The 25,279-nt window shown below is 41.1% G+C and carries 33 protein-coding genes; 17 read left to right on the forward strand and 16 right to left on the reverse strand.

Features of this window, described 5'->3' with window-relative positions; translation table 11 throughout:
* From CL181_RS01690 to arsA, 7 genes are all read left to right on the forward strand, one after another.
* A partial coding sequence (locus CL181_RS01690) for a zinc ribbon domain-containing protein (protein WP_141398758.1) occupies positions 1–312 on the forward strand: 312 nt, incomplete at its 5' end.
* 51 nt (positions 313–363) lie between these two features.
* Positions 364–666, forward strand: a complete 303-nt coding sequence (locus CL181_RS01695) for a hypothetical protein (RefSeq protein WP_097297518.1) — start codon at positions 364–366, stop codon at positions 664–666.
* A gap of 33 nt (positions 667–699) precedes the next feature.
* A complete protein-coding gene (locus CL181_RS01700) occupies positions 700–1,071 on the forward strand; it encodes a helix-turn-helix transcriptional regulator (RefSeq protein WP_176505010.1) in 372 nt (123 codons plus the stop codon).
* Between the two features lie 63 nt (positions 1,072–1,134).
* The gene (gene arsB / locus CL181_RS01705) at positions 1,135–2,265 is read left to right on the forward strand and encodes an ACR3 family arsenite efflux transporter (RefSeq protein ID WP_097297520.1); all 1,131 of its coding nucleotides are present in this window, start codon (positions 1,135–1,137) and stop codon (positions 2,263–2,265) included.
* 3 nt (positions 2,266–2,268) lie between these two features.
* Positions 2,269–2,421: a carboxymuconolactone decarboxylase family protein gene (locus CL181_RS01710; RefSeq protein WP_097297521.1), complete on the forward strand. Its 153-nt coding sequence runs from the start codon at positions 2,269–2,271 to the stop codon at positions 2,419–2,421.
* A 25-nt stretch (positions 2,422–2,446) separates the two neighbouring features.
* Positions 2,447–2,761, forward strand: coding sequence for an arsenic metallochaperone ArsD family protein (locus tag CL181_RS01715; protein ID WP_097297522.1), 315 nt, complete (start codon positions 2,447–2,449; stop codon positions 2,759–2,761).
* Between the two features lie 15 nt (positions 2,762–2,776).
* Positions 2,777–4,642 (forward strand): arsenical pump-driving ATPase, encoded by a 1,866-nt coding sequence (gene arsA / locus CL181_RS01720; protein ID WP_217993060.1) that lies wholly within the window; start codon positions 2,777–2,779, stop codon positions 4,640–4,642.
* A 42-nt stretch (positions 4,643–4,684) separates the two neighbouring features.
* On the opposite strand, the gene mtrH is transcribed toward arsA, so the two are convergent.
* The 9 genes from mtrH to CL181_RS01765 all read right to left on the reverse strand — a co-directional run bounded on the left by mtrH (position 4,685) and on the right by CL181_RS01765 (position 10,336).
* A complete protein-coding gene (mtrH, locus tag CL181_RS01725; RefSeq protein ID WP_097297524.1) occupies positions 4,685–5,635 on the reverse strand; it encodes a tetrahydromethanopterin S-methyltransferase subunit H in 951 nt (316 codons plus the stop codon).
* 13 nt (positions 5,636–5,648) lie between these two features.
* A complete protein-coding gene (mtrG, locus tag CL181_RS01730; RefSeq protein ID WP_097297525.1) occupies positions 5,649–5,918 on the reverse strand; it encodes a tetrahydromethanopterin S-methyltransferase subunit MtrG in 270 nt (89 codons plus the stop codon).
* A 4-nt stretch (positions 5,919–5,922) separates the two neighbouring features.
* Positions 5,923–6,147: a tetrahydromethanopterin S-methyltransferase subunit F gene (locus tag CL181_RS01735; protein WP_097297526.1), complete on the reverse strand. Its 225-nt coding sequence runs from the start codon at positions 6,145–6,147 to the stop codon at positions 5,923–5,925.
* A 1-nt stretch (position 6,148) separates the two neighbouring features.
* Positions 6,149–6,874, reverse strand: coding sequence for a tetrahydromethanopterin S-methyltransferase subunit A (mtrA, locus tag CL181_RS01740; RefSeq protein ID WP_097297527.1), 726 nt, complete (start codon positions 6,872–6,874; stop codon positions 6,149–6,151).
* Positions 6,875–7,186: a tetrahydromethanopterin S-methyltransferase subunit B gene (locus CL181_RS01745; RefSeq protein WP_097297528.1), complete on the reverse strand. Its 312-nt coding sequence runs from the start codon at positions 7,184–7,186 to the stop codon at positions 6,875–6,877.
* Between the two features lie 2 nt (positions 7,187–7,188).
* Positions 7,189–8,016 (reverse strand): tetrahydromethanopterin S-methyltransferase subunit MtrC, encoded by an 828-nt coding sequence (mtrC, locus tag CL181_RS01750; RefSeq protein WP_097297529.1) that lies wholly within the window; start codon positions 8,014–8,016, stop codon positions 7,189–7,191.
* Positions 8,013–8,732 carry a tetrahydromethanopterin S-methyltransferase subunit D gene (mtrD, locus tag CL181_RS01755; RefSeq protein ID WP_394336508.1) on the reverse strand — a complete coding sequence of 240 codons (720 nt, stop codon included), beginning with the start codon at positions 8,730–8,732 and terminating at the stop codon, positions 8,013–8,015. The genes mtrC and mtrD overlap by 4 nt, the downstream gene beginning before the upstream one ends.
* 8 nt (positions 8,733–8,740) lie before the next feature.
* Positions 8,741–9,643 (reverse strand): tetrahydromethanopterin S-methyltransferase subunit E, encoded by a 903-nt coding sequence (gene mtrE / locus CL181_RS01760; RefSeq protein WP_097297531.1) that lies wholly within the window; start codon positions 9,641–9,643, stop codon positions 8,741–8,743.
* Between the two features lie 156 nt (positions 9,644–9,799).
* Complete coding sequence (locus tag CL181_RS01765) at positions 9,800–10,336, reverse strand: DUF2099 family protein (RefSeq protein WP_097297532.1); 537 nt, start codon at positions 10,334–10,336, stop codon at positions 9,800–9,802.
* Between the two features lie 283 nt (positions 10,337–10,619).
* On the opposite strand from CL181_RS01765, the gene CL181_RS01770 reads away from it, so the two are divergent.
* From CL181_RS01770 to CL181_RS01800, 7 genes are all read left to right on the forward strand, one after another.
* The gene (locus CL181_RS01770) at positions 10,620–12,032 is read left to right on the forward strand and encodes a histidine kinase dimerization/phosphoacceptor domain -containing protein (RefSeq protein ID WP_097297533.1); all 1,413 of its coding nucleotides are present in this window, start codon (positions 10,620–10,622) and stop codon (positions 12,030–12,032) included.
* The gene (locus tag CL181_RS01775) at positions 12,032–12,832 is read left to right on the forward strand and encodes a response regulator (RefSeq protein WP_097297534.1); all 801 of its coding nucleotides are present in this window, start codon (positions 12,032–12,034) and stop codon (positions 12,830–12,832) included. Before CL181_RS01770 ends, CL181_RS01775 begins: the two co-directional genes overlap by 1 nt.
* A gap of 207 nt (positions 12,833–13,039) precedes the next feature.
* A complete protein-coding gene (locus tag CL181_RS01780; protein ID WP_141398760.1) occupies positions 13,040–13,609 on the forward strand; it encodes a hypothetical protein in 570 nt (189 codons plus the stop codon).
* A 197-nt stretch (positions 13,610–13,806) separates the two neighbouring features.
* Positions 13,807–16,023, forward strand: a complete 2,217-nt coding sequence (locus CL181_RS01785; protein WP_097297536.1) for a PAS domain-containing sensor histidine kinase — start codon at positions 13,807–13,809, stop codon at positions 16,021–16,023.
* A 52-nt stretch (positions 16,024–16,075) separates the two neighbouring features.
* Positions 16,076–16,441 carry a response regulator transcription factor gene (locus CL181_RS01790; RefSeq protein ID WP_097297537.1) on the forward strand — a complete coding sequence of 122 codons (366 nt, stop codon included), beginning with the start codon at positions 16,076–16,078 and terminating at the stop codon, positions 16,439–16,441.
* A 6-nt stretch (positions 16,442–16,447) separates the two neighbouring features.
* Entirely contained in the window at positions 16,448–17,047 is a 600-nt protein-coding gene (locus CL181_RS01795) for a hypothetical protein (RefSeq protein ID WP_097297538.1), read from the forward strand.
* Between the two features lie 73 nt (positions 17,048–17,120).
* On the forward strand, positions 17,121–17,642 hold the full coding sequence (locus tag CL181_RS01800; RefSeq protein ID WP_217993061.1) for a nitroreductase family protein: 522 nt from the start codon (positions 17,121–17,123) through the stop codon (positions 17,640–17,642).
* 55 nt (positions 17,643–17,697) lie between these two features.
* On the opposite strand, the gene CL181_RS01805 is transcribed toward CL181_RS01800, so the two are convergent.
* The 5 genes from CL181_RS01805 to CL181_RS01825 form a co-directional block, all read right to left on the reverse strand.
* Positions 17,698–18,267: an adenylate kinase family protein gene (locus CL181_RS01805; RefSeq protein WP_097297540.1), complete on the reverse strand. Its 570-nt coding sequence runs from the start codon at positions 18,265–18,267 to the stop codon at positions 17,698–17,700.
* On the reverse strand, positions 18,264–19,355 hold the full coding sequence (hisC, locus tag CL181_RS01810) for a histidinol-phosphate transaminase (RefSeq protein WP_097297541.1): 1,092 nt from the start codon (positions 19,353–19,355) through the stop codon (positions 18,264–18,266). Before hisC ends, CL181_RS01805 begins: the two co-directional genes overlap by 4 nt.
* Complete coding sequence (locus CL181_RS01815; RefSeq protein WP_255251361.1) at positions 19,345–20,502, reverse strand: acetylornithine transaminase; 1,158 nt, start codon at positions 20,500–20,502, stop codon at positions 19,345–19,347. Before CL181_RS01815 ends, hisC begins: the two co-directional genes overlap by 11 nt.
* Before the next feature lie 17 nt (positions 20,503–20,519).
* The gene (locus CL181_RS01820; protein ID WP_097297543.1) at positions 20,520–21,287 is read right to left on the reverse strand and encodes an ATPase domain-containing protein; all 768 of its coding nucleotides are present in this window, start codon (positions 21,285–21,287) and stop codon (positions 20,520–20,522) included.
* Positions 21,288–21,355: 68 nt separating this feature from the next.
* The gene (locus tag CL181_RS01825) at positions 21,356–21,559 is read right to left on the reverse strand and encodes a hypothetical protein (protein WP_097297544.1); all 204 of its coding nucleotides are present in this window, start codon (positions 21,557–21,559) and stop codon (positions 21,356–21,358) included.
* Positions 21,560–21,776: 217 nt separating this feature from the next.
* On the opposite strand from CL181_RS01825, the gene CL181_RS01830 reads away from it, so the two are divergent.
* The 3 genes from CL181_RS01830 (at position 21,777) to prf1 (ending at position 24,004) form a co-directional block, all read left to right on the forward strand.
* On the forward strand, positions 21,777–22,175 hold the full coding sequence (locus tag CL181_RS01830; RefSeq protein ID WP_097297545.1) for a hypothetical protein: 399 nt from the start codon (positions 21,777–21,779) through the stop codon (positions 22,173–22,175).
* Positions 22,176–22,202: 27 nt separating this feature from the next.
* Complete coding sequence (locus tag CL181_RS01835) at positions 22,203–22,556, forward strand: DUF4870 domain-containing protein (RefSeq protein ID WP_097297546.1); 354 nt, start codon at positions 22,203–22,205, stop codon at positions 22,554–22,556.
* Positions 22,557–22,756: 200 nt separating this feature from the next.
* Positions 22,757–24,004 (forward strand): peptide chain release factor aRF-1, encoded by a 1,248-nt coding sequence (gene prf1, locus CL181_RS01840; protein WP_097297587.1) that lies wholly within the window; start codon positions 22,757–22,759, stop codon positions 24,002–24,004.
* On the opposite strand, the gene CL181_RS01845 is transcribed toward prf1, so the two are convergent.
* Both CL181_RS01845 and ftsZ read right to left on the reverse strand, forming a co-directional pair.
* On the reverse strand, positions 24,001–24,204 hold the full coding sequence (locus tag CL181_RS01845; RefSeq protein WP_097297547.1) for a hypothetical protein: 204 nt from the start codon (positions 24,202–24,204) through the stop codon (positions 24,001–24,003). The genes prf1 and CL181_RS01845 overlap by 4 nt on opposite strands.
* An 89-nt stretch (positions 24,205–24,293) precedes the next feature.
* Positions 24,294–25,274, reverse strand: a complete 981-nt coding sequence (ftsZ, locus tag CL181_RS01850) for a cell division protein FtsZ (RefSeq protein WP_097297548.1) — start codon at positions 25,272–25,274, stop codon at positions 24,294–24,296.
* Between the last annotated feature and the right edge of the window lie 5 nt (positions 25,275–25,279).

The following is a 25,279-nucleotide window of genomic DNA, read 5'->3' on the forward strand; positions in this document are numbered from 1 at the left end:
GTAGATGCATCATGGTCACAATTAATCAATTTAACTATATACAAAGCAGAATACGCTGGTAAAATAGTGGAATTGGTTAACCCTAATGGAACATCGCAGACCTGTATATGCGGATATCATGTACCGAAAACATTAGCAGTAAGAGTTCATTCATGCCCTTCCTGTGGTCTTGTGCTAAATAGAGACCATGTATCTGCGATGGTAATAGAAAGTAGAAGTAGTACGGCAGGTATTGCCGGAATTCAAGCCCGACAGAGCAATCCCAATAGGGAAGCAATGAAGCGGGAAGCCCCTTGTGAGAGCAAGGGGTAGTTCACATTACCTTGATACTATCAATGCCAATCATACTGATTTCATTAATATATGAGTATGAAATTTGTCGAACGCATAGAACAGGTGCTTCCATGCCTGGTAGATCCATGGAAACTACGGATAATCGCTCATCTTAATAGCCCGCCTGATCTTAAAGAGCTTGCCCAGACCCTGGATGCGCGTTATTCCGAGAGCCTGGGCGTGGTCCTTGTACGTCTTGGAAAGCGTGAGGTTAATTTTTTCGCAAGCGGAAAAGTTACTATAAGAGAGGTAAATGATATTGAAGAAGGGAAAAAGCTTGTTAACTCAATACTTGCTATGGTTGCACAAAAGCAGCTGCTTAAAGAACAATAAGTTGCAATAAAAAGACATAAAATGCAGAGGATCATGAATAATAAATGCCTGTGTGCTTCAAAAACCGCAAAATTTTGCTGCCCCGGTGATAAAAAACTTCGTAAAGCCTGGCTTATGGACCTGGAAAAAGAACATGATCCATTAAGGCAGACCTCAAAAGAAATCGTCAGGAAATTAAAACTCCTCGCAAATTCCCACAGGATTGAGATTCTCCTGATGCTTGGGCAGCGAGAACATTGTATGGATGAGATGGCAAGAAAGTTAAAAGCCAAAAAGTCTGCTGTTTCTTATCATTTGATGATGTTAGAAAAAAATGGAATGATATGCAAAATAAAACGCTCCAGGTTTGCATTCTATTCACTTTCCCGGGGTGGAGAAAAAACGCTCTCTCTTTTTCGAAACTGATCGTTCAAATTTTTTTGAAATTTTTATCAGGGTTTTATTACTGGAACGTCATTATAATATGCAATGTCTCAAGTAAGGAATAGAATAGATAAAGGTAGCCTGGGCATAGTAAGTAAATTCCTGACTTTATGGATTCTTCTTGCCATGGCAGCTGGCATAATTATAGGCGCTGCGTATCCGCAGGTGGCTAAAATATTAGATGCTGTCCGTATTGAACAGGTTTCCCTGCCAATTGCAATAGGTCTTATATGGATGATGTACCCGCCACTTGCGGGTGTGAAATACGAAGAACTCTATAAAATGAAGCAGCAGGGAAAGGCACTGAGTGTATCCATTGTGCAGAACTGGGTAATAGGGCCTGTGCTGATGTTCGCTCTTGCCTGGATTTTTCTTCCTGACCTTCCTGAATACAGGATAGGTTTGATCATAATCGGTCTTGCGCGATGCATCGCCATGGTTCTTGTCTGGAACCAGCTGGCAGGTGGAGATAATGAATTATGCGCTGTCCTTGTGGCTGTGAACTCAATATTCCAGGTGGCGCTTTATTCGGTTCTGGCGTACTTATTTGTAACTGTATTATCAGCATGGATAGGCGGAACCGGAGCAGGCGCTGTAGTGGACATTTCCATATGGGAAGTCGCCAAAGCTGTATTCATCTATCTGGGGATTCCTTTTATTGCAGGTATAATAACACGGTCTGTCCTTGTGAAAAAGAGAGGAAAAGACTGGTATGATAATGTATTTATGAAAAAGCTTGGTCCCACTGCTTTGATCGGATTGCTTTTTACAATTATAGTTATGTTCTCCTTAAAGGGAGAGTACATTCTAAAACTCCCCATGGACGTGTTCAGGATAGCAGTCCCGCTGCTTATTTATTTCATCCTGATGTTTAGCATTTCATTTTTCATGTCGTACAGGCTGGGCTTTTCTTATGACAAATCCACAACCCTGGCATTCACAGCAGCAAGCAACAATTTTGAACTTGCAATTGCAGTAGCTGTTGCGGTGTTCGGGATAGATTCAGGCGTGGCTTTTGCAGCCGTGGTGGGACCGCTGATTGAAGTGCCTGTTATGCTGGGACTGGTACATGTAGCAAGACGGGTAAGCGTCATGTGGTTTGATCAAAAAGGTCTTTCGATAAATAGAAAAATTACTGCTGATGTTACAGGAAACTTGAATATAAAGGAGGAATAAAATTTGTCATGGTTCAACGAGAAAACACCGGATGTTGCGAAAGCATTTTCTGAGTTGAGAAATTCTGTATATAAAGAAGGTGCGCTTGATCTTCGCACAAAAGAACTCATATCTGTGACGGCTTCTGTGCTTATGAGATGCGAGCGATGTATATGAAAAAATCATGGAGAAAAAGGAATAGATGGCAAAGATAAATTTGGTTATATACGAAGGTGCGATGTGCTGCTCCACTGGCGTCTGCGGTCCGGAGCCGAATAAGGAACTGATAGAGCTTAACGAGGCATTAAAAAGATTGCAAAAAGAATTCAAAGAATTGAATGCAGTAAGGGCAAGCATATCTTTTAACCTGGACATGTTCCTTAAGAATAGTGAAATTTCTCAACTGATACAAGTTAATGGACCGGGTGTACTCCCCATTACCACTATCAACGGCAAAATTGTTGCCAAACAAAAATATTTAACATACGCTGAACTGAAAAAAGAAATTGAAAAATAGCAAATGGACAATAATGTGACAAATCAATTAATAGAGCCACAACAAAAAGGAGAAACAAAATTCGTTTTTTTCAGCGGTAAGGGCGGAGTTGGGAAAAGCACGATGAGCTGCACTACTGCTGTGTGGCTTGCAAAAAAAGGTTATAAAACTTTACTCGTTACCACAGACCCGGCTCCAAATCTCTCTGATATATTTACACAGGAAATCGGGCATAAAATTACTTCCATTAATAATATTGAGAACCTGTTCGCAATCGAGATAAACCCCGATACAGCTTCCGAAGAATATAGAGAAAGAATTATTGCCCCTATGAGAAAGATTCTGGATGAAAAGAATATACAGGTAATAAATGAGCAGATGAACAGCCCCTGCGTTGAGGAAGTGGCAGCATTTGATAAATTCATAGAATTTATGGATGATCCCCAATATGATGTTGTCATATTTGATACCGCACCGACCGGACATACGATCAGACTCTTAGAACTTCCAGGCGGCTGGAGCACAACATTAGAAAAAAGTGCCTCTACCTGCATAGGACCCGGCGCATCTTTGCAGAATGCAAAATCCAGATATGAAAAAGCAATATCGTATCTTCAGGATGATGCTAAAACTTCCTTCATCTTTGTTCTGAAACCTGAGAGCTCCTCGCTTCTTGAAACAAAAAGAAGTTCTGATGAATTATCTAAATTGGGAATTAAAATAAATATCCTGATAATTAATGGAATACTGCCAGAAGAGGCGTGTACAGATGAATTTTTCAAAAAGAAGAAAGTAGATGAGCAAAAAATAGTGAAAAAAATCAATGAAACATTTCCTGCCATGCAGAAATTATTTTACCAGCTCAGAGATTCTGAGGTTTCTGGTCTGGAATTGTTAGAAGCAGCAGGGAAATTTTTATATGAAGCTAAAATAGAGGATGTTGAAATAGAAATAGAAACAGAATTAGAATTATCAAATAAGAAAGGGAAAATCCAGGAATCCGGGTTGATAACTGATCAAAGTGAACTGTATGATTTACTCACCCCTTTGAATGGAACCAGATATATATTTTTCACAGGCAAAGGGGGTGTGGGTAAAAGCACGATTGCCTGTGCAACTTCCCTTTATCTGGCAGAAAAAGGTTTTAGAACTTTGATACTCACAACAGATCCAGCATCTCATTTACAGGATATTTTCGGGCAGACGGTTGAGCATGAACCGACGAGAATTAGCGGTGTGGATAATTTATATGCAGCAAGAATAGACCAGAAGAAAGCACTGGAGGAGTATAAAAAACGAATTCTGGATATAGTTAAAGATAATGACGAGGAAACAAAGAAATCTGTGGAAGAAGACCTGAACTCTCCCTGCGCGCAAGAAATGGCTGCATTTGAACGATTTATAAATTATTTTGAATTGAATGGATATGATATAATAATTTTTGACACAGCACCGACAGGGCACACCCTGCGATTATTAGAACTTCCTTCTGACTGGAAAGGATTTATCGACCTGGGGGATTTAACAAAGAAATCATCTGATGAAACTGAAACTAAGAATAAGTATGCCAATGTCATAGAAACAATGAAAAACAAAGAAAAAAGCACGTTTGTTTTTGTGATGTATCCCGAATACACACCCATAATAGAAGCATGGAGAGCCTCTGAAGAATTAAAAAGGCAGGTTAAAATAGAAACCGCCCTGGTAGCGGTTAATTACCTGCTTCCGCAGGATTTTGGGAAGAATAAGTTCTTCAGCAATAGAAGAAAACAGCAAGAGAAGTATTTATCTGAAATAAAGCAGAGATTCAAAACCCCGATGCTTATAGTTCCTCTTCTTGAACGTGAGCCTGAAGGTCTCGATAAATTAAGAGAGCTTGGAAGAACCGTCTTTAGTGGATAGAGTCTTTAGTAAAGTCTTTGGTGGTAAAAAATTGGTGTAAATTTACACCAATTTCTTTATCGGATGGGATTCAGCCAGAACACTGAGGCCAAGGTCTTTTGCGGTTTCACCGAGCATAATATCTACCATTGCTACTGCCGGGAAAACCTTCTTTACGTTTTCAATCGGACCATACAGCAGGAAATTGGCGCCCATTATCTGTGCGACAAGGTTTGTGCCTATATCCACTGGCGGCCATGATTCGGTCTTTGCATCCGGATCTGTTTTCTTGTATTTTTTCATCCAGTCCCATGCTGAAGCCATGTTGTGGAAGCCCCCGCCTGCGGGTAAGCCTAATTTACCTTTTATGGCAAGAACCGACCTGATAGTAGCTCCGGAACCTGCTCCGAGAGGTGTTGCTGCTACATCCACCAGGGGTCTTGTAATTCCGACTTCTTTTGCTACATCAAGCATACCTTTTGTCTGTCCTGTTCCTCCTTTCTCAAGGATCTCAAGTTTTCCTTCAACGCTGGGGTTTGTGGCATTGAATGCAAGAACAATTGCGGATGTCATCTTGCTCTCCTTTAGGGCCTTGATCTCTTCAGCACCGATACTTGCATTTATGGAATTGTGTATGGCACGTTTCTCAACACCGATCTCCTTTGCGTACTTTGCTGCAACAGCCCTGACATGTCCGTCAGAGGAGTCAACAAGGAATGGTACATCATCGCATATATTTACGAACCAGTCAATATATTTCTTGATAGCTTCTGGCGTTTCGCCAACGAGCTGATTGAAATATGGATTTCCTGTCGTATCTCCCATCACTTCCTGTGTATTCCACAGTTTCTCGGCTGCAGCTTTGTCAAATACACCATGGTCTTCATCAGTCACGATCTTATGTTTTAAATAAAACATCGTACTGACAAGTACTGTTGGGTATTCTCCAGGCTGTCCGCCCACTTTTGTTTTACCGAACTCAAATACTTCTTGTTTCTTATCAAATCTGAACATCTTGGCACCTCACTTATTCTAATCCTAAAGCTTTCTTTACTGCATTGATCAATACCGGGTTTGAAAGCGCTGGTGAAAGAAGCAGTAACAAATATACCACCACAATCATGAGCGATGCGCAAATCCCGTACAGTATTCCTATGTCTCTTCCTATTTTTTTTCCATATCTCTGGTGTATCTCAGAATTTGTGAACTCGATCTTTTCATCTATTTCATCTAATTTCTGGAGGATATTTTTGTAGTCTTCCGGATCTACGATAACTATTGGGACTTTTTCTGCCATTTTTTCACCCCATCAAATAAGGAGGAACAAGTACTGCTATCATAACGATCACGAAACCGATCGAGATACCGATCACGCCTGTTGCGCCGACACCTGATTCAAGTTTCTGGTTTCGTGAAATAAGCTGGCCCCTGTATCTGATATCCTCTACCAGCGATTCTATGGCAACCATTGAAGGATTTAATACCATTGGTACGCCTTTTCCATATTCGTATTCTTTCTCTGCCATTTTAAACACCTCCGCCGAATATCAGTATTCCAAGAATGGTCAATCCCACGACAAGACCTATCATCATACCTTCTATCTTTCCGGCATAGATACCTGACATTAATTTATTCATATTCCCGATATCGATCGTCTGCTGTTGAACGCCTTTTATCCTTGCCTGGATGGACGCAAGCTCGGCTGACATGGGCTTGACACCGCCTAACTCTTCTGCCTCTTTTGCCTCGCCGACCTGGATTATCATAGGTTCGCCATCAAAGGCTCCCGGGTCTTTTGCTGCCAGTTCTTTTATCTTTGCAATGATGGCATTTTCATCTTCAGTGCCCATCATTTCAACTATCTGGACCTGTGCCTGGAATCTCTTTACGGCATCATCAGGCAGGTTTTCAATGTAAGGGATAGCGCCTGTTGAACCTACGATCCTGTTGTCTTTGATCCCATTCTTGTGAAGCATTATTATTGCTTCACCTGATATGTGACCCTTTACTTCAGCGCCTGTAACGAGAAGAAAGCGTATGTTGGGGTTGGAAATGATGTTCGCAACTATTTTCTCGATACCCAGGTTTTCAGTTTTGTGCGGGCCGGTGATACATGCGCCAGCTGCTATTTGAGGTGCGCCTTTAAGATGCGAACCGCATGTGGTTACTGCAACACAATTTTCCGGGTTTCCCGCATCATATTCACCTTTAACAACGGGCCAGCCTGCTGCAGGTTTTACTTTATTAGCCATTTACATCCCTCCAAGCTTCGTCACAGTGAGCAATAAAAAGGACACGATAAATCCTATTATTGCACCATAGAATACATTTGTTACTATTCCTGCATTATAGGAAGCACTCTCTCTTCCAGGGAACATGCTCAATAATTTTGCCCTGGGATCAAGCTGGTTCATCATATCAGTGACGATATTATCCAGTTCATCCAGTTGTGTTTTCACAGCATCGAGTGAATATTCCACAACATCATCCTTTTCTTCTGCGATCACACCTGTCGTGGGATCCAGGATCAGGTGCATTTCAGGAACAACTCTTATATGGCTCATTTTTATGCCTCCGTCTTGGGGATCAATCCGGTTCCGACTACTGATGAAGCATCATGATAAACTTCATCCCAGAATTTCTTGTAAAATATTATCCAGAGACCTATTCCAAGGACCAGGGTTATAACTCCTGATGTACCGAGTGTCATGGTTGCAGCAATTCCGATTATTGCCATTGTTATGGCTCCTGTTGAGCCGGCAAGATACAGAAGCCTCTTTTGCTTTTCATCAGGACCGAGACATGCATTGAAAGGATGCAGCATTGCAACAGCCCCGACCCAGAAGACTGCAAGTATTATACCATTATCGAAAACCAGTGTAACAATATTTGCAAACTCAAAATTTCCTGCTACTGCCGCGGAAAAGCCGATAATGATTATCGTTCCGGAAGCAGCGATTTCAGTCATACAGCGGATCATCACAGGTATCTTCATTTTTATGACGTTCTGTGCAAACCAGCCAACTATGAATCCGAGAATGGATGCTGTTACCAGAGCTACTATCGGACCTGCAAGGACAATAGTTTTTACTATTGCGAGGCCGAACATGGCAGCGATTATTCCCATTCCCATCGCAATTTGTCCGATGGATGGGACACCTGTTCCCAGGCCATATTTTGCAACGCGCCTTACTGCGTCTGCGCCCCACACAACAGCGCAAATGCCTCCAAGCGCTCCGAATGTGGGGGCTATGGTTCTAAGGACGATCGCGGGATTACCACCGATTTTATCTCCAGCAAATGGAAGTAAATAGGTGAGGTATATTCCAAGAAGCCCTCCGATTATCCCGATAAGCAGTAATTGATTGGGTGATCTTTCTTTGACATCGCTCATGGTGAGATTCCTCCTGCGATCAATACTGCAAGAAGTCCGCAAAGAATGCTTACGAAAAAGCTTGTGAAAATGTCTTTGCCGACCACACGCCTGAACTTGGGATCATGAACTCCTTCAATTGTTCCGCCCACGCCGTATGATGGGACAACAGCATTAACATAGAAAACGCCCAGGGTAAATACGCCCGCAACTGCGGCGGCGCTTGTTGCACTGATCAATTGTCCGTATATTCCAACCAGGACATAATAGATAAGAGCCCCTCCAATACCTCCAAGCGCAGCGCCCACAATACCGCTAACAAAGCAGATAGTAGGAAGGCCCTGTCCCTGTGTTCCTTTGGAAATATAGGTATCCTGCCTGTCTCCAGTAATCGGGTCTTTTTTGACCTGTGCTGAGGCAAATGGCACTGCCACGCCATAAGCATATATCAAACCGCCAGAGAACATGGTGCTTGCAAGCATTACCATGGAGCCAACTGCTCCCGCAGCCAGTATTAAAGCCATTGGCGCGTTTTCAACATTTGTATACATATAAGCCGCTGTTATAAGTCCTACAAGACCTGACCCTGCCGCAAGTTCCACAGTCCCGGTTCCGATACCTGTTGCCTGTGCCATTGCCGCAGGAGCGCCGCCTACTGGAATGAAGTGAACTGCAAGACAAATAAGAGTCCCGCTCAAGCCGATCAATAAAATATTGGTTAATAATGTTGGATCAATCGCTACCATTATGCTTTAGCCTCCTTTTCATTTTTTTCTTCCTTATATGGGCCATAAGCATGCCTGACGTTGAGTTCTATCAGCCTGTTCATTATTATGAGAACTACCACAATTAATACACCCACACCTATCGCTTTCCAGGTATACCCGAAAATGGTTGTGGGCCAGCTTGAAAAGAACACAGTAAGACCAAGAGCTATGCCTGTTGCAGGTCCTCCGAACTTGGCGCAGAACCAGACATTATCTATGCTGTTCCTTAAGCCAGATTCGGCTTTCCTCACAATGCGTCCTGAGAGCGCAGTGTTAAGACCGCACCCGAATTCGCGGTTCTGGAATTCACGTTCTCCGCCGTAATGCACATCACCAACAGATGAGCCGATAGCGCCCACGGAAATTCCCCATATCAATGCAAGGAATGGAATAGTGAAAGGATATCCGAGTATTTCAAATTGGATGTATGCAATAGCTACAAGGCAGAAATTCATAATGAAATTATGCCCGATGATCGAAGGTGTCGTATATCTCATAATATCCATATACAAAGGCTGCTTGAACCTTGTCTGGCTCGCAACCCTTCCTGCATATGAGGTTGTAGCAAAGATGCCCAATATGATTGCGCCGAAAAACGCGCCGATTACTATTGCAGTCAATGGATAGAACTTCTGGCTCAAAAGTACGGTTGTGACCGTACCGCCGATCACGGCCGACATGCCGTTGCTGATTGGTTCACCTGAAATCGCTTTGTTAAATATTCTGTGCAAAAACCCCATCTGGGGAGCTAATTGTACCTGGGAGTTCGGATTGCTCTGGGAGCCTACATCGGATTCAAGGTCCTCAAGGCATCCCGCTATAGTAGCAAGAGCTCCCATGAGTGCCAATATAGCCATGCTCATGGTTAAATCTAATACCATTTTATCATATCCTCCTATATTGAATTCAAATCACCATAAAAAACTATATATTAGTTTTATCGGAGTACCTTATTATACATTATAAATGTTTCGAATATTGTCTGGCTGTCAGCACATTGCGGCATGGCCAGGATCAAATATGCATCAAAAAGCATCTTAAATGAGAGGCTTTGGCTGTTTATGCTCAGGAAGCACAGGCAATTGTGCAGTGCTTGTAAGAATCGGTGAATCAATTTCCTTTGCTCTCTCAATGATCAGCTCTTTACCCTTCTGTGTCAATGCAAACATGGGAACAGAAGTGCCAGCCTGGAGGACAGGACGTATAAGGTGGCGCACCATATGTGAAGCGCAGCTTGTGATAATATCCATTTTCGCAATAATCTCTTGCGTTTCCCTGAACTGGATACCTGTGAGGTGAGCCCCGATAAGGATCAGGTTAATATTCTTTTCTTTCTCTATCAAACGAAGTTTTCCCGCTGCAGGATTATCAGTGATCACGGTTCCAGCACCATCGCATCTTCTTTCCGGAGTGAACATCCTCAGTTCGCGTATCCTGTATTCCATATTCCTTTTTGCTTCCAGGGAGGTGAGTCTTGAAACATTTGAAACCTTACTGAAAACAGCTTTGAGGTAGAAATATGCTGGCTTACAGGAGGAAGCACTGACCTGAATTCCCAGCCCGCATGTCCGCATGTGTTATCAGCAAGTTCAGAAGCGATTTTTTTAAGAATTTGAAGATCCAGCGAATTCAGCTTTCGTGCCATTGCTTAACCATAATTTCATGAAGTATGTCGGAATTGAAAAAGAACGGATATGACCAGCACAGGCTGATACTTACAGGATATCTTCGGGCTTTGCATGAAACGTCCAAATTTTATATTGCACAATTTAAAAAAATTGCACATGAAAATCTATTTAAACTATTATGATTAGTATCATAACCATAAATATATCTTTTAAAAGGGGATAATCCTTAATGAATAAACAGGTTCGTGTATTGGTTATTGAAGACTCCAGATTTGACGCACGGATATTAATTGGGGAACTTGAGCATGGTGGTTACGAACCTGATTATGAACTTGTGGACACTCCCGAAGGTATGCGAACTGCAATTACGGCAAAATCATGGGATATCGTTATATCTGATTATGTAATGCCTGATTTTTCAGGATTGGATGCGATCAGGATCTTACAGGAAAGCGGTCTTGACATACCGATAATAATTGTATCAGGAAATATCGGTGAAGATACTGCTGTACAGGCCATGAAAGCCGGAGCGCATGACTATCTCATAAAAGGCAATCTTGCAAGGCTCATACCTGCTATCGAGAGAGAGCTCAGCGAGGCACAAGAGCGGCGAAAACGAAAGAAAGCAGAAGCTGAACTGAAAAGTACTAAAGAAAAACTTGAATCGTTTATTAACAACACTTCTGATGCCATCATAATACTGGATCTGGAAGAAAAAATCCTCCAGGTAAACACTGGTTTTGAAAAGATATATGGATGGACTGCCGCGGAAGCAGTGGGGATCAAATTGCCCACAATACCCGTAAATATAATTCCAGAAACCGAGAAGCTCCTGGCGAAAGTAAAGTCCGGCAATGTCATTACGGCTCATGAAACTATAAGGAGGCGAAAAGACGGAAGTGTTTTTGATGTCAGCGTGACAATCTCACCCATAAAGGATGCCGAAGGTAAAGTTGTTGCTTTTGCTGGAATATCACGGGATATAACTGAACGGAAGAGATCGGAAGAACTGATAAGATCTTCTCTTTTAGAGAAAGAAACCCTTCTCAGGGAAATACATCATCGGGTCAAGAATAATATGCAGGTTATTTCCAGTTTACTCAGGCTACAATCAAGATATGCCAAAGACAAGGACGATATTGAGTTTTTCAAAGATAGCCAGAACCGGATCTCTTCCATGGCTCTGGTTCACGAGAAACTTTACCAGTCCGGAAATTTTACAAAAATTGATTTTAGTGTTTATGCAAAAGACCTGATAAAGAGTATATTCCACTCTTATGGGACTATTTCAAGCCGTATCACACCGACTATTAAAGTTGAAAATGTTTCACTTGGGATTGATTCAGCCATCCCCTGCGGTTTGATCATCAATGAGCTTGTCACCAATTCATTGAAACACGCATTTCCTGATGGTAAAAAAGGTGATATCAAGATTTTTATGCGGCGAACAGGTGAAAATGAATATAGTTTAGAAGTATGCGATAATGGGATAGGCATAGCGCAAGGAATAGATTTCGATAACAGTAACAGTCTGGGTTTGCATCTGGTTAAAATATTGGCACAGAAACAGTTAAATGGAGATATCAATCTGAATCGTGATCATGGGACCGAAATCAAAATTAATTTTAAAGGAGCTAAATAATGTCTAAAAAACAGATACTCATTGTCGAAGATGAAAGTATCGTTGCTGAAGACCTGAGGGAAACCTTGATCAGTTTGGGATATGCAGTTCCTTCGGTTGAATCTTCAGGGGAAAAAGCTATCGAGAAAATAGAAGGAATGCGCCCTGACGTTGTGCTTATGGATATTATGTTGCAGGGTGCAATGGACGGCATTGAGACGGCAAAAGAGGTACATGACCGGTTCGATATTCCTATCCTATATATTACTTCATATTCTGATGAGCATATCCTTGAAAGAGCAAAAATAACAGAACCATACTGTTATATAATAAAACCCTTCAGGGAAAGAGAGCTTCATATCAATATCGAGATAGCAATCTATAAACACCAGATGGAAAATAAATTAAAAGAAAGCGAACACTGGTTGTCATCAACGATCAAAAGCCTCGGGGAGGCTGTAATATCAACAGATAAAGACGGTTTGATAAAGACCATGAACCCATTTGCAGAGGCTATGACTGGTTGGAAATTTGATGAAGCATTTGCAAAACCCATTTCTACTGTTTTTAATATAATCAGTGAAAAACCCGATATAAAAGTGGAAAACCCGGTAACCAGGGCTATCCGGGAAGGAATTTACTACGGACTTGCAGAGCACACTGTATTGATATCAAAAGAGGGAATGAAAGTACCTGTTGATGTTATTGGATCCCTTATAAAAGACAATTTTGGAAATATTATGGGTACTGTAATGATCTTTGAGGATATTATTGAGCGTAAACGTCTGGAGGAAAGAATCAAAAAAACAAATATCGAATAAAAAAATCACTTAATCTGGATATGATGAACAGCCAGCCATGCCGCCAAGGATCGCTATGGAAAGGCTTGTTCACCGGGAAACATGGTGATTTAAATTCCATCGGTCACTTTTTGCCAGAAGTGACAGGTAGGCTTTTTTGTTTTCTCTATGATAATGATGTTTAACACCCAAACATTTATCAGGTTTGTTATCAAATCTAATTTGTTCATGTCGGAATATTACAATATCCTTACAAAAGTGATGGCAAATAAGCAGATGTCCATCAGCAGTATAGCAAGGGAATTGAAAAAGAACGGATATGACCAGCACAGGCTGATACTTACAGGATATCTTCGGGCTTTGCATGAGACCGGTTACATGGAAGAAATTGACATACCGCCATCAAAAGTATATGTTTTAAAATCCGGTATGAAGCGTGATGTTTATAGTATTGTGAAAGAGCATTTGAAAGATATCGACATTTCAGAAAGGTTAGGAATTGCAGTATTTATCCTTACCTCACTTTTCCACCGCCCGTCTTTTAAATACGAACTTGAATTGCTGGGTATTGAGGCGCGAAAGACCGAAACCATAAAAGAGTCAAAAGATGCCCTTCTCAACGAACACCGCGTGGCTGTAACACGCATAAAAATTCCAGTAGATGATCCGGCATTTGAAATGAACGGGGACACAACTGAGATCCAGCTTCTTGGGAACAAAGTCCTGATAGATATTATTAAAGATCTGATCGACCTTGATGGATTGAAAGCAAAGTCCCAGCAGACAAAACTTGCATAATTTTTTGATCTTTTTTCAAATACATTAAAAAAAAATGATATATGAAATAGTATATATAGTATAAAAAATCAATGTTATAATCATTATAATCATGATAAATATCCCTTCAACTGCGGGGAGATACATCTATGAGTAAAACCACTTCGAATATTAATTGTTGAGCCTTTTCGGTTGAATCTAATAATCTGAATATAGTCATGTCGGAATTGAAAACTAAATATAAATTTTTTATAATATCTGTCCTGCTAAGTGTCGCTTCTTTTCTTACTTATTATTTTCATGCGGTACTAAAGACAGGTATTATTTTTACCCATTTTTTTTATATTCCTATTATTCTGGCAGCCCTGTGGTGGAAAAGAAAAGGCATGGTCGTTGCTATATTTTTAGTGGAAGTGCTATTTCTCAGCGATATTCTTATTAAAAAAGAGGCACCCAGTTACGATAATATAATTCGTTCTATTATGTTTATAGTAATTTCCAGTGTTGTTATTATATTAAGTGAGAGAATTGCAAAAGACGAGAAATTGCTTCGAGATAACGAAGAAGAATACCGTATGCTGTATGAAGGTTCATCGGATGCGGTCATGATGCTTGATGAAGACGGATTTTTTGACTGTAATGATGCGACACTTCGGATATTCGGATTTTCGAAAAAAGAAGAATTTACCAAAATTCATCCGAAAGACGTATCGCCGCTGTATCAGCCTGATGGCGCATATTCTCTGGAATCTGCGAATAATAAAATTGCTGAGGCATTCAGGAAAGGTTCGAACCGTTTTGAGTGGGTACATCAAAGAAAAAATGGGGATGAATTCCAGGCTGATGTGCTACTGACCGCGCTCCAGTTCAGGAATAAACGGGTTCTTCAGGCGACTATCAGGGATATCACACAGAGCAAGGAAGTTATTGATAATCTTACGACATCAAATGAGTTCTCAAAGACAATTTTCAACAGTATGAAAGATGCTTTCTGCATCATAGATGTAAATAATTTCAGAATTGTCGAAGCAAATGATGTTTTTATAAACGAATTCGGGCTTAAAAAAGAAGATATTATCGGAAGGACATGTTTTGAGATTACCCATCATGCAAAAGAACCCTGCAATTCCCCGGAAGGCGGATGTTCTCTTATGGAGACAAGAAGTACTGGAATGGTTTCATCTGCTGAGCATATTCATTATGGAAAAAACGGAGAAAAAATATATCTTGAGATATCCACGTCCCCAATAAAAGATATGAATGGGACTGTTATTCAGGTAATCCATATATCCAGAGATATTACCCGGAACAAACATGCTGAAGATAAACTTCGGGAAAGTGAAGAAAAATTCCGTTTGACAGTTCAGTCAGCAAACGATGCAATTATTTTGACAGATAGTGAGAATAACATAATCTCCTTGAATAAAAGTGCAATAATTATGTTCGGTTATGATGAGAACGAAATGGTCGGGAAATCATTTCTTAACCTGCTGCCGAAACGATATAAAGAGACTTACAGATATGGGCTGGAATGGATGTTGTCAGGGGTAAGTATTTCAGAAAAATCCATAGAAATGCACGGCCTCAGGAAAAATGGAACCGAGTTCGCACTGGATATATCGGTAGCATCATGGAAAACGACATCAGGGACCTATCAAGCCAGTATAATACGCGATATTACAGACAGAAAAAGACTGGAGGAAGAAATAATCCGGATTAATCTGGAACTTAAAATGGCGGATCAAATAAAAACACAATTCTTAAGTATTGTTTCCCATGAGCTTCGAACTCCTATCACGCCTATGAAAGCACAGCTACAGATGAACCTTGCAGGATACTTCGGGATAGTGACTGAAAAGCAAAAAACAAGCCTCGAAATGATACTTCGAAACACCGAGAGACTTGACCGCCTGATAGGTGACGTTCTTGATATTTCCAAGCTTGAAGCAGGGGTAATGAAATTTGACAAGGACAGGGCTAACCTTAATGAAGTGGTCAGGAATGCGATAGAAACAATGAGGCAAAAAGCTGAGGATAAGAATATCGAACTTAATCTAAAAGAAGAAAAAGTTGAGAATATAATAATGGATACTGACAGGATCACCCAGGTAGTAATTAACCTTGTAAATAATGCGATTAAGTTTACGCGTCCAGGGGGCATAATAAATGTCGATATATTAAAAAGCGACAAAGATGCAATTGTTAAAATAAAGGATACCGGGATCGGGATTAAAAAAGAAGATCAGGAAAAGTTATTCAAGCCATTTGTCCAGGTGGATTCTACTGACACAAGGAAGTTTGAAGGGACAGGTCTTGGTCTTTCTATATGTAAGGGGATAATAAATTCTCATGGCGGGAAGATCTGGATTGAAAGTGAGTTAAGTAAAGGATCAACATTCCAATTTACAATTCCTCTAAAATATGAAAAGAACTAGAAGAAATCTGAAATGAATTTATTTGAAAAAGTATGAAAAATAAGTGATAACAATGGCAAAAATAATGATAGTTGATGACAACCCTGATATATCAGAAACTTTGAAAACAATAATGGAGCTTGAAAAACATGAAGCTGAGACCGCATCCAGTGGAGAAGAGTTCCTGAATAAGGTTGAAAATGCAAAACCAGACCTTGTTCTCCTGGATGTAATGATGCCGGGACTGAAAACAAAAGAGATACTGGTAAAGCTTAAGGAAAAAGGGCTCAAGAACCTGAAAATAATACTTGTCACAGTTGTCAGGTTTTCAGATGAAGAAAGAAAAATCCTGATGACTGAATCTAATATCAAGGATTACATCACAAAACCGTTTGACCTTCAGGATATCGTGAGCAGGGTAAGGAAACACCTGGACTAAATTGATATGGATTCAGAAGTACTTGCTGTAAATTACTGGAAGGAAACAAGGAAAGACCTGAAGAAAATACTCTCTGAGCCATGGAAAACTTTACTGCTTTTTCATAATTCCAGGGAAGTTAAAGGGATTGTGGATTTTATAAAGAAACAAACAGGGGCAAAGAAAATATTGTATATTTCATTGACAAAAACGGACAATGCAATAAGACCTTATTTTCAGGATATGGGGGCTTCGTTATTCATAGTTGATTGCGTTTCCGGGGGATTGTTTGAAAAGAAGAATACAATGACAAGTTTCTATGAGAATCCGCCTTCGACGATAGATGAAATGTCAAAATTAAATGAAAAATATATCTCACAACTTTGTCCTGACTATATAATTCTGGATTCATTATCACAATTTATTGATTTTTCCACCACAACCCCAAAAAACACACAAAATTTATATGATTATTTAAATACTTTAAAAAATACAAAGACTTCATGTAAGTTCATTTTATTATACATGGATACGAATTCAAAAGGTGTCGCTTTCGTACCTTCTTATGATGTGGATATTATCTTGAAAATGGAAGTGATTGTGGATAAGGTCTACTGGAATGGGTGAGTTGGAGAAAACAATTACATGAAGCTTTCGGTTATTTTATAATGTTTAAGAATCATTTTAATTATGAGGTTGTATGATGGAGTTCATGGAAGTGCTCAAAGGGAGAAGGTCTGTCAGGAAATTCAAAGACCGGGCAGTAGGAAAAGAGATAATTGAAGAATTGCTCAAAGCCGCGCAAATGGCGCCATCTGCGGGAAATCTTCAGGCGCGGGATTTTATAATAGTTACCAGCAAAACAACAAAACAAAAATTAACAAAAGCGGCTCTTGGCCAGTCTTTCATTGAGCAGGCGCCTGTTGTTATCGTTGCTGTTGCTAATATTGAGCGCTCATCCCGCATATACAGATCAAGAGGAGAACTTTATGCGGCACAGGATGCTGCTGCGGGCATCGAGAACCTGCTTCTTGCGGCTTATTCTGTGGGGCTTGGCACGTGCTGGATCGGCGCTTTTGATGAAAATGCGGTCAGAGAGCTTCTCGGAATACCGGATAAAACATTACCTGTTGCGATAATACCTGTTGGATATCCGGATGAACAGCCAGCCATGCCGCCAAGGATCGCTATGGAACGGCTTGTTCACCAGGAAACATGGTGATTTAAACTCCATCGGTCACTTTTTGCCAGAAGTGACCGATAGACTTTATATAAATTTAATCCATTTCCACCTGCTCGATCCAGTTTATCTTCCCGGGCATGAATTCAACAGGTGTTTTTCCCTGTCTAAGGGCTTCAATTATTGAAATAACCGATTTCACAACTGCCAGCAGGTTCATATTTGTAGTATCGATCTCAAACACGTTCTTATTTCCCTGGGTCGCTTCCACCAATATTACGTCCAGCGCTTCAGCATCAGCATTTTCTTTTACTTTTTGAAATGAATAATTTTTCCTTTTTCCCAGGCGCTTTCGCAGGGCCACAGGATGCGCCCGAAGCACGATAACGGCATCCGCCGGCAAATGATGTGAAAGATGTCCTTCCATTATGATATCCACTCCATTGCATATATTTTCAATTTCCTGTTTCACGCGCACCTGTAGCTTATCCATATCAGCTTCATAAGTGTCCCGCACTTCGTCTTTTCCTGTGTATAGTTTTTCATCAAGAACAATTTTATTCACATCTATTATGCTGTATTGCTTTTTGTACTGTGAATGTTCTTTAATTACTTCACAGACCGCTGTTTTTCCTGTGCCCGGCGTACCTGTAAGAGCAATTATCATAATATTTCTCGAAATGCTTCAATGACTTTTTCGTTCTGCACCTCTGTACCAACAGATATCCGTATCAGGGACTTACCTGCGCCCCTGAAAGACGTGCAGTCCCGGATTATTATACCTTTTCTCAACAGGGATTCAGAAACTTCTTTTGCGCTGCGGGGAGATACATCTATCATGATAAAATTAGCATCGCTTGGATATACTTTACAGAGTGACCCAAGTGCGCCTGAAAGCTGCATGCGCCCTTTTTTTACGGTCTCGATGCTCTTATTAAGATATTCCCTATCCTTAAGGGCAGCTAATCCCGCAGCAGTAGATAAAACATCCATTGAGAATGGGGTCATTACTTTCATATAAACTCTTGCTATCCATTCCGGTACAATTGCATAACCCATGCGCATCCCTGCAAGCCCGAACGCTTTTGAAAAAGTGCGGCCGACAATAAGATTTTCGTATTCCCTGACAAGCCCGGTTATGCTGCTGCCTGCAAATTCAACATAAGCTTCGTCTATGAACACGATAGCATCAGTAGAATCAAGGATTTTTCGTACATCCTTTTCAGGGATCGAATTCCCGGATGGGTTGTTGGGAGAACAGAGAAATATCAAACTTGTATTCTCATTTACTTTGCCAAGTATCTTTTCCGGGGAAATGGAAAAATCAGGATCTCGCTCAACGAACACAGGTTTTCCACCATTGGCAAGTGTCGATATCTCATAATAGGAAAACGTTGGTATGGGTATTATTGATTCAGCGCCCGGTGACATGAATAGCCTCATCATCGTATCAAAAATCCCATCCATACCATTCCCCGATACAACAATGTTACTGACCGGATATCCTGTATGATCTCCAATGGCTTTCCTCAATTCAAGCGCATCAGCCTGTGGATACAGGTGAACTCCTGGCGCTTTTTCTTTTATGGCCAAAACTGCCAGAGGTGAGGCCCCAAGCGGATTTTCATTTGAACCCAGTTTGATTATGGTAGCAGGATCAAGCCCGTATTTTTTTGCTATCTCCTCAATGGATTTTCCGGGTACGTACTCCTTGATATCCTTTACCGTTGGCCGAACCAGTTTTTCAAATCTCATCCAGCACCGACACCACTGTATCAAGCTGTTGTTTTGTGATAGTAAGAGGCGGGACAAAACGCAGGACTGATTCTGATGTGCAGTTAAGAAGAACACCTTTTTCGCGTGCTTTTGCAACAATGTCCTCGCACTTAACCGAGAGTTCCATGCCAACCATCAATCCTTTGCCCCGTATTTCCAGAATGTAATCCTTATTAAGCTCGCGAAGTTTCGAAACAAGATACTCTCCCAGAACTTGCGACCTTTCCACAAGTTTTTCTTTTTTGATCACATCGATATTAGCAAGAGCAGCCGCACAGGCTAAAGCTGTGCCGCCGAACGTCGAAGCATGGTCGCCGCGAACAAAATTTGCAGCCACATCCTCACGGGCAAGCATTGCGCCCATTGGGAAGCCTCCTCCCATTGCTTTTGCGGTTGTCATTATATCCGGGGTGATATCGGAATGCTCTTTTGCGAACCATTTTCCAGTCCTGCCAAAACCCGTCTGTACTTCATCAAGGATCAATAAAACGCCGTTCTCATCGCAAATCTCCCTTACTTCCTTAAGATACGTTTCAGACGGAATGATAACTCCGCCTTCTCCCTGGATGGGTTCAAGTATTACGCCTGCGGTATTATCAGCGATAGCAGACCGTATTGCATCGGCATTATTATAAGGGACAAAAACTGCGGGGCCAAGAGGTTCAAATGGTTTCCTGTATTTTTCTTTATGAGTGACGCTCAGGGCGCCGCGAGTGCGTCCGTGGAATGCATGTTCTGTGGCTATGAACTCTTTTTTGCCAGAGGCTTTCCTGGCAAGTTTCAGGGCGCCTTCTACTGCTTCAGCGCCGGAATTACAGTAAAATACACGGTCCAGCCCTGAAATGCCTGCAAGTTCTTCGGCGAGGATTGCCTGGTTCTCGGTATAATACAGGTTTGAGACATGAATTAATTGCTCAGCCTGTTGTTTTATGGCAGAAACGACTTCAGGGTGGCAGTGTCCTACATTATTTACGGCGATCCCTGCCACACAGTCAATGTATTCTTTTCCATTAACATCCGTGACCAGCGCGCCCTGTGCACTCTTTATAGCTATGGGCTGGCGGGTATATGTCTGGAATATATATTTTTCATATTTGCTGACTATTTCATTATAGTTAAGGGGCATCTGTTTTCTTCTCCGGGTCATTTCTTTCTTGCTGCATCAAAAAGGCTGATCTCATCGTTCATTACGGTCTCACCCGGATAAACGACAATGCCTTTTTCCCTGATCTCGTATGGATGCAGGGTCTCATCATGCTTGACGCCTCTCATCTTTAATATTTCGATTGCTTTTACCCTGTTTCCTTCCACCCTGAACACATGAAGTCTTATGACGCCTGAGCAAAGATATTCCTCAACATTGAATGATTGCTCTCCTTGTATTTCACTTGATAGAACCGTAGTGCAATCAAGAAATTCAAGATTCTTGATAAACTCTGATATCATATGCCTCACTTCTGACTGGTCCGGAGATATTTTAAGAGATGTTATCGAATCGATAAATATTCTTTTTGCCTGGATCGATTCAACTTCGATTTGAATTTGCTCAAATAGGTCGCCAATATTTTTCCTTGCAGCAATAACATTGCCTGGCGTGTCTTGTAGTGTTTTTACGAACCTGGTATATGTGAAAGGATTTGCATAAATTATTTTCAGCTTCTTCTGGGATATAAGTTTCTCAAGTTCCCAGCCAAATCTCCACATATCCCGGATTATCCTTGAAGGGGTTTCCTCCATGCAAACAAGTACCCCGGGTTCATTAAAAGTTCTTGCACCCTCCACAAGATATTGAACTCCGAAGGTTGTTTTTCCTGAGCCGGGGCCTCCGGTCACAAGGATAACATCATACTCGACATAACCTCCTTCGATTAATTCATCAAGGCCAGGGATAGCAGTTTTTACTTTGCCCATTCATTTATCACTAATTAAGATGCAACGATTTAACAGTATAAATATTTAACTGTAAAAATAACCAGAAATCAGGGATGTGCAATAAACCTGTTCTTTGTAAACTCATTCAGAACAAGTTCTTTTACCGGAATGTCCTCTTCCGTGCATTTCTCTTCTTTCCAGGCCTCTATCGAGCGAAAAATAAAGAACATGCCATCTTTTTTCTTTGAAGCCTTAAGATTCGGGTCTTCTTCGGCATCTAAAAATGATTTATATCCGTCTAATATGGTCATTCTATCATTATTAATGTGTTAATCCAATATGAATTTTACTGCATTGGCAAATTCATCTACCGGTACTATCTCCAATGATGGATTGATACATGGAAAGTCTATGATCATAACAAGTATTATATACATATATATTATTTTTAGTTGAAGATACTTTTATATATTAATCTGATATTGATGCACGATGAACTCTTTAGAATCACAAATTCAGGAGAAAAAAATGAGACCAGATATAGGCACAAAAACAGGTAAAAACGTTAAAGTCTTCATGATTATATCAATAATATTATTGACAGCGTTTGCAGGATGTACAACGAAAGAGCAGACCATCAGTACTCCAGGCGGAGATCTAAAAGTATCACAGGGCTCAGGTTCCGGGCCTGCCTGGTGTAAGACAGGAACAAAAATGACGATGACAGGTGTCAATGGGCAGCAGGGATCATATGAAATAAAGGGAATTGTCAACTACGAAGGTAGAGAAGTCTGCTTATCAGAATACGTTGGTGACGAAGGGTCTATGGAGCAATATTTCAGTCAAGATTCCAGCTACATGGTTATGATCACTAAAGATAAATCTGGAAAAATAATAAACAAACTTGACATGTCGCAACCGAAGTAAGGAACAGAAATTTAAGGAGGAAATAATATGTTGGAAAAAACAGTTGTAGAAGATACTGGTGTAGTGAAAGGAAACATAGTAGGAGTACTGTGCTATCTTGGAGGAATCCTATCTGCGATCTTAATACTGGCATTAGAGAAAGACAATAAATTCGTAAGATTTCATGCTATGCAATCAGCAATTACTTTTGTCGTTTTGATTGTAGTAGCCACAATGTTATCGGCAATAGCGTCTTTTATCTGGATATTGTTTGCACTTATACCTCTGGTATGGATGCTGGGACTGATTGTTTTTATATTCCTGATGTATAAAGCATACCAGGGAGAAAAATATAAATTACCGGTGATCGGTGATATTGCCGAGAAACAAATATATCAGTAACAACAATAATCGGTAAGAACAATACTTCTTTTTATTTTTCCTGAACACCTGCGAATATTTTTTTCATAATGTATTATGTTCTGTTGATTTTTATTATGTTTATTATGTTTTGTTGAATAAAAGACTCAACATTTATCTATAATAGCAGATATTGAAGAATCACATACATCTTCCAATCAATGGAAGGAGCTTATTCCAAAATGGTCGAATCAGACGCACATAAAAAATACGAATTTAAAAGAACACTTGAAGCGCTTCGCGGTAAACGCGGAAGGGGCACAGAACTCATCTCGCTATATATACCGCATGACAAGCAGGTATCGGATATAACGAGCCAGCTCAGGGAAGAATTTGGCCAGGCGTCGAACATCAAATCCAGGGTGACACGCCAGAATGTACAGGGTGCAATTGAGTCGCTGCTGTCAAGACTTAAACTCATACCAAAAGCGCCAGAGAATGGTGTTGTTATTTTTTGCGGCGCTGTGGACATTGGCGCAAATAAAACAGATATGCAGACCTTTATAATCGAGCCGCCTGAACCCATAGTATCATACAAATACCATTGCGACTCATCGTTCCTTCTCACCCCGCTTGAGGAGATGCTTCACGAGCAAAAAACCTACGGTCTCCTTGTTCTTGACAGGCGCGAAGCTACTATTGGAGTTTTAAGAGGAAAACATATCGAAGAAATGGCACATCTTACTTCTAATGTTCCTGGCAAACAGCGAAAAGGTGGTCAGAGTTCCCACAGGTTCCAGCAGCTTCGACTCATTGCTATCAATGAATTCTATACACGCATAGGGGATGCGGCAAGCGAGGTCTATCTGGGGATCAACCAGAAGGATTTCGAGGGAGTTTTCATAGGCGGACCATCGCCCACTAAAGAAGAATTCGAAGCAGGGGCATATCTGCATCATGAGATACAGAAGAAGATACTGGGTCTTTTTGATGTGGCAAATACTGACGAATCGGGTCTCACCGAACTCTTCGACAGACTGGGCGATGCTTTGCAGGATGTGGAAGTTGTCCAGGAAAAAAAATACATGGAACGGTTCCTTAAAGAACTTGTAAGTGATATGGGGCTTGCCTCTTATGGCGAGGAACAGGTGCGAAAGAACCTTCAGATGGGTTCGGTAGAGACGCTTTTACTTTCGGATGAACTGAGAAAAGTGCGCCTTACAATAAAATGCGGCAATTGCGGTTTCGAGGAAAAAAAGACTATCACGAAGAAACTCGGTGATGATGAATACCAGCCGGGTAATTGTACAAAATGCGGGTCAAGCCTGAAAGTTATGGAATCCGTAGATATCGTAGAGGAGCTATCAGATATTGCTGACCAGATGGGGACGAACATAGCTTTCATTTCAAGTGATTTTGAAGAAGGCAACCAGCTTTTGAACGCATTTGGCGGGATAGCGGCGATATTAAGGTTCAAGACAGGCATCTAATGTTTTTTCTTATTGACAGAAAATTTAACAATCAGATCGATTGAGAGACCATTAATTGATTCCTCAGCATCCTGCAGCGTTTCTTTAATATTGGCATTATCCAGGATATGCTGGATCTGGTCTCTTATCCCGATGTAGCGGACGTACTCATCGACTGTGAGCTGCTTCTCATTATTCGTTTCAATCGAAATCGAACTCATCAATTGAATAAATATGCGGATGTAAGTACAATAGGTTTTGATAAAAAAATAGAAATTATGTGATGTGAAAAATCACATCACGTAAAATATTATTCTCCTTCCATGAATGGGCTCTTGACACCGGTCAATACTGCCATTACACGTACTCTGCCTGTGAGCTGGTCATCGACTTTTGCGCCCCAGATAACTCTCTTGGTATTCGGGACTTTGTCCATGATCAATTCGCCAGTTACTGCTACTTCTTCGAGTGTCAGGTCTTCGCCACCAACTATGTGGATCAATACGCCATAGGTTGCTGACATATCTGAAATATCAAGCAATGGGACTGCAAGTGCCTGTGAAACTGCCTTAGCTACCCTGTCCTCACCGTCTCCTTCGCCAATGCCTATTGCTGAGACTCCGCCTCGCTCCATTACTGCGCGAAGATCTGCGTAATCAAGGTTTATCAAGCTTGGCTGTGTGATCGTCTCGGTAATGTTCTTTACAAATGCTCCAATGAGTGCGTTTGCTACTGCAAGTGCCTCTTTTAATGGAAGGTTACCTGCAACTTCTCTTAATTTTCCGTTATCAATAACAATTGTTGCGTCACAGCTTGCTGAGAGCGCTTTAATGGCTTCCCTGGCCTTCTCTCTTCTGAACTGTTCGATCTTGAATGGAATTGTCACACATGCAATTGTGAGAGAGCCGAGTTCTCTTGTTAATTCGCCAACTACAGGTATTGCTCCTGTACCTGTTCCTCCTCCCAATCCTGCTACAAGGAAGACAAGGTTTGTTCCCTCAAGTTCAGCCCTGAGTTCTGTGAGGTTTTCTTTGGTTGCCTGGGCACCCATTTCCGGATATCCCCCGCATCCATGTCCCTTACATAATTTCTCACCAAGCAGAACCAGTTTATCAGCTTTACTCATTGTTGATAAGTGGTTTACATCGGTATTAGCTGCTATAATCTTTCCGCCCGCCATTCCTTTTTCTGCTATCCATGTCGTTATATTACATCCTGCGCCACCAAGCCCGACTACGGCCACTGATGGCTTTGACGTCTTTACAAACTCTGCTAACTTTTCGTTAACCATATTAA

The organism is Candidatus Methanoperedens sp. BLZ2, assembly GCF_002487355.1.
Lineage (GTDB): Archaea > Halobacteriota > Methanosarcinia > Methanosarcinales > Methanoperedenaceae > Methanoperedens.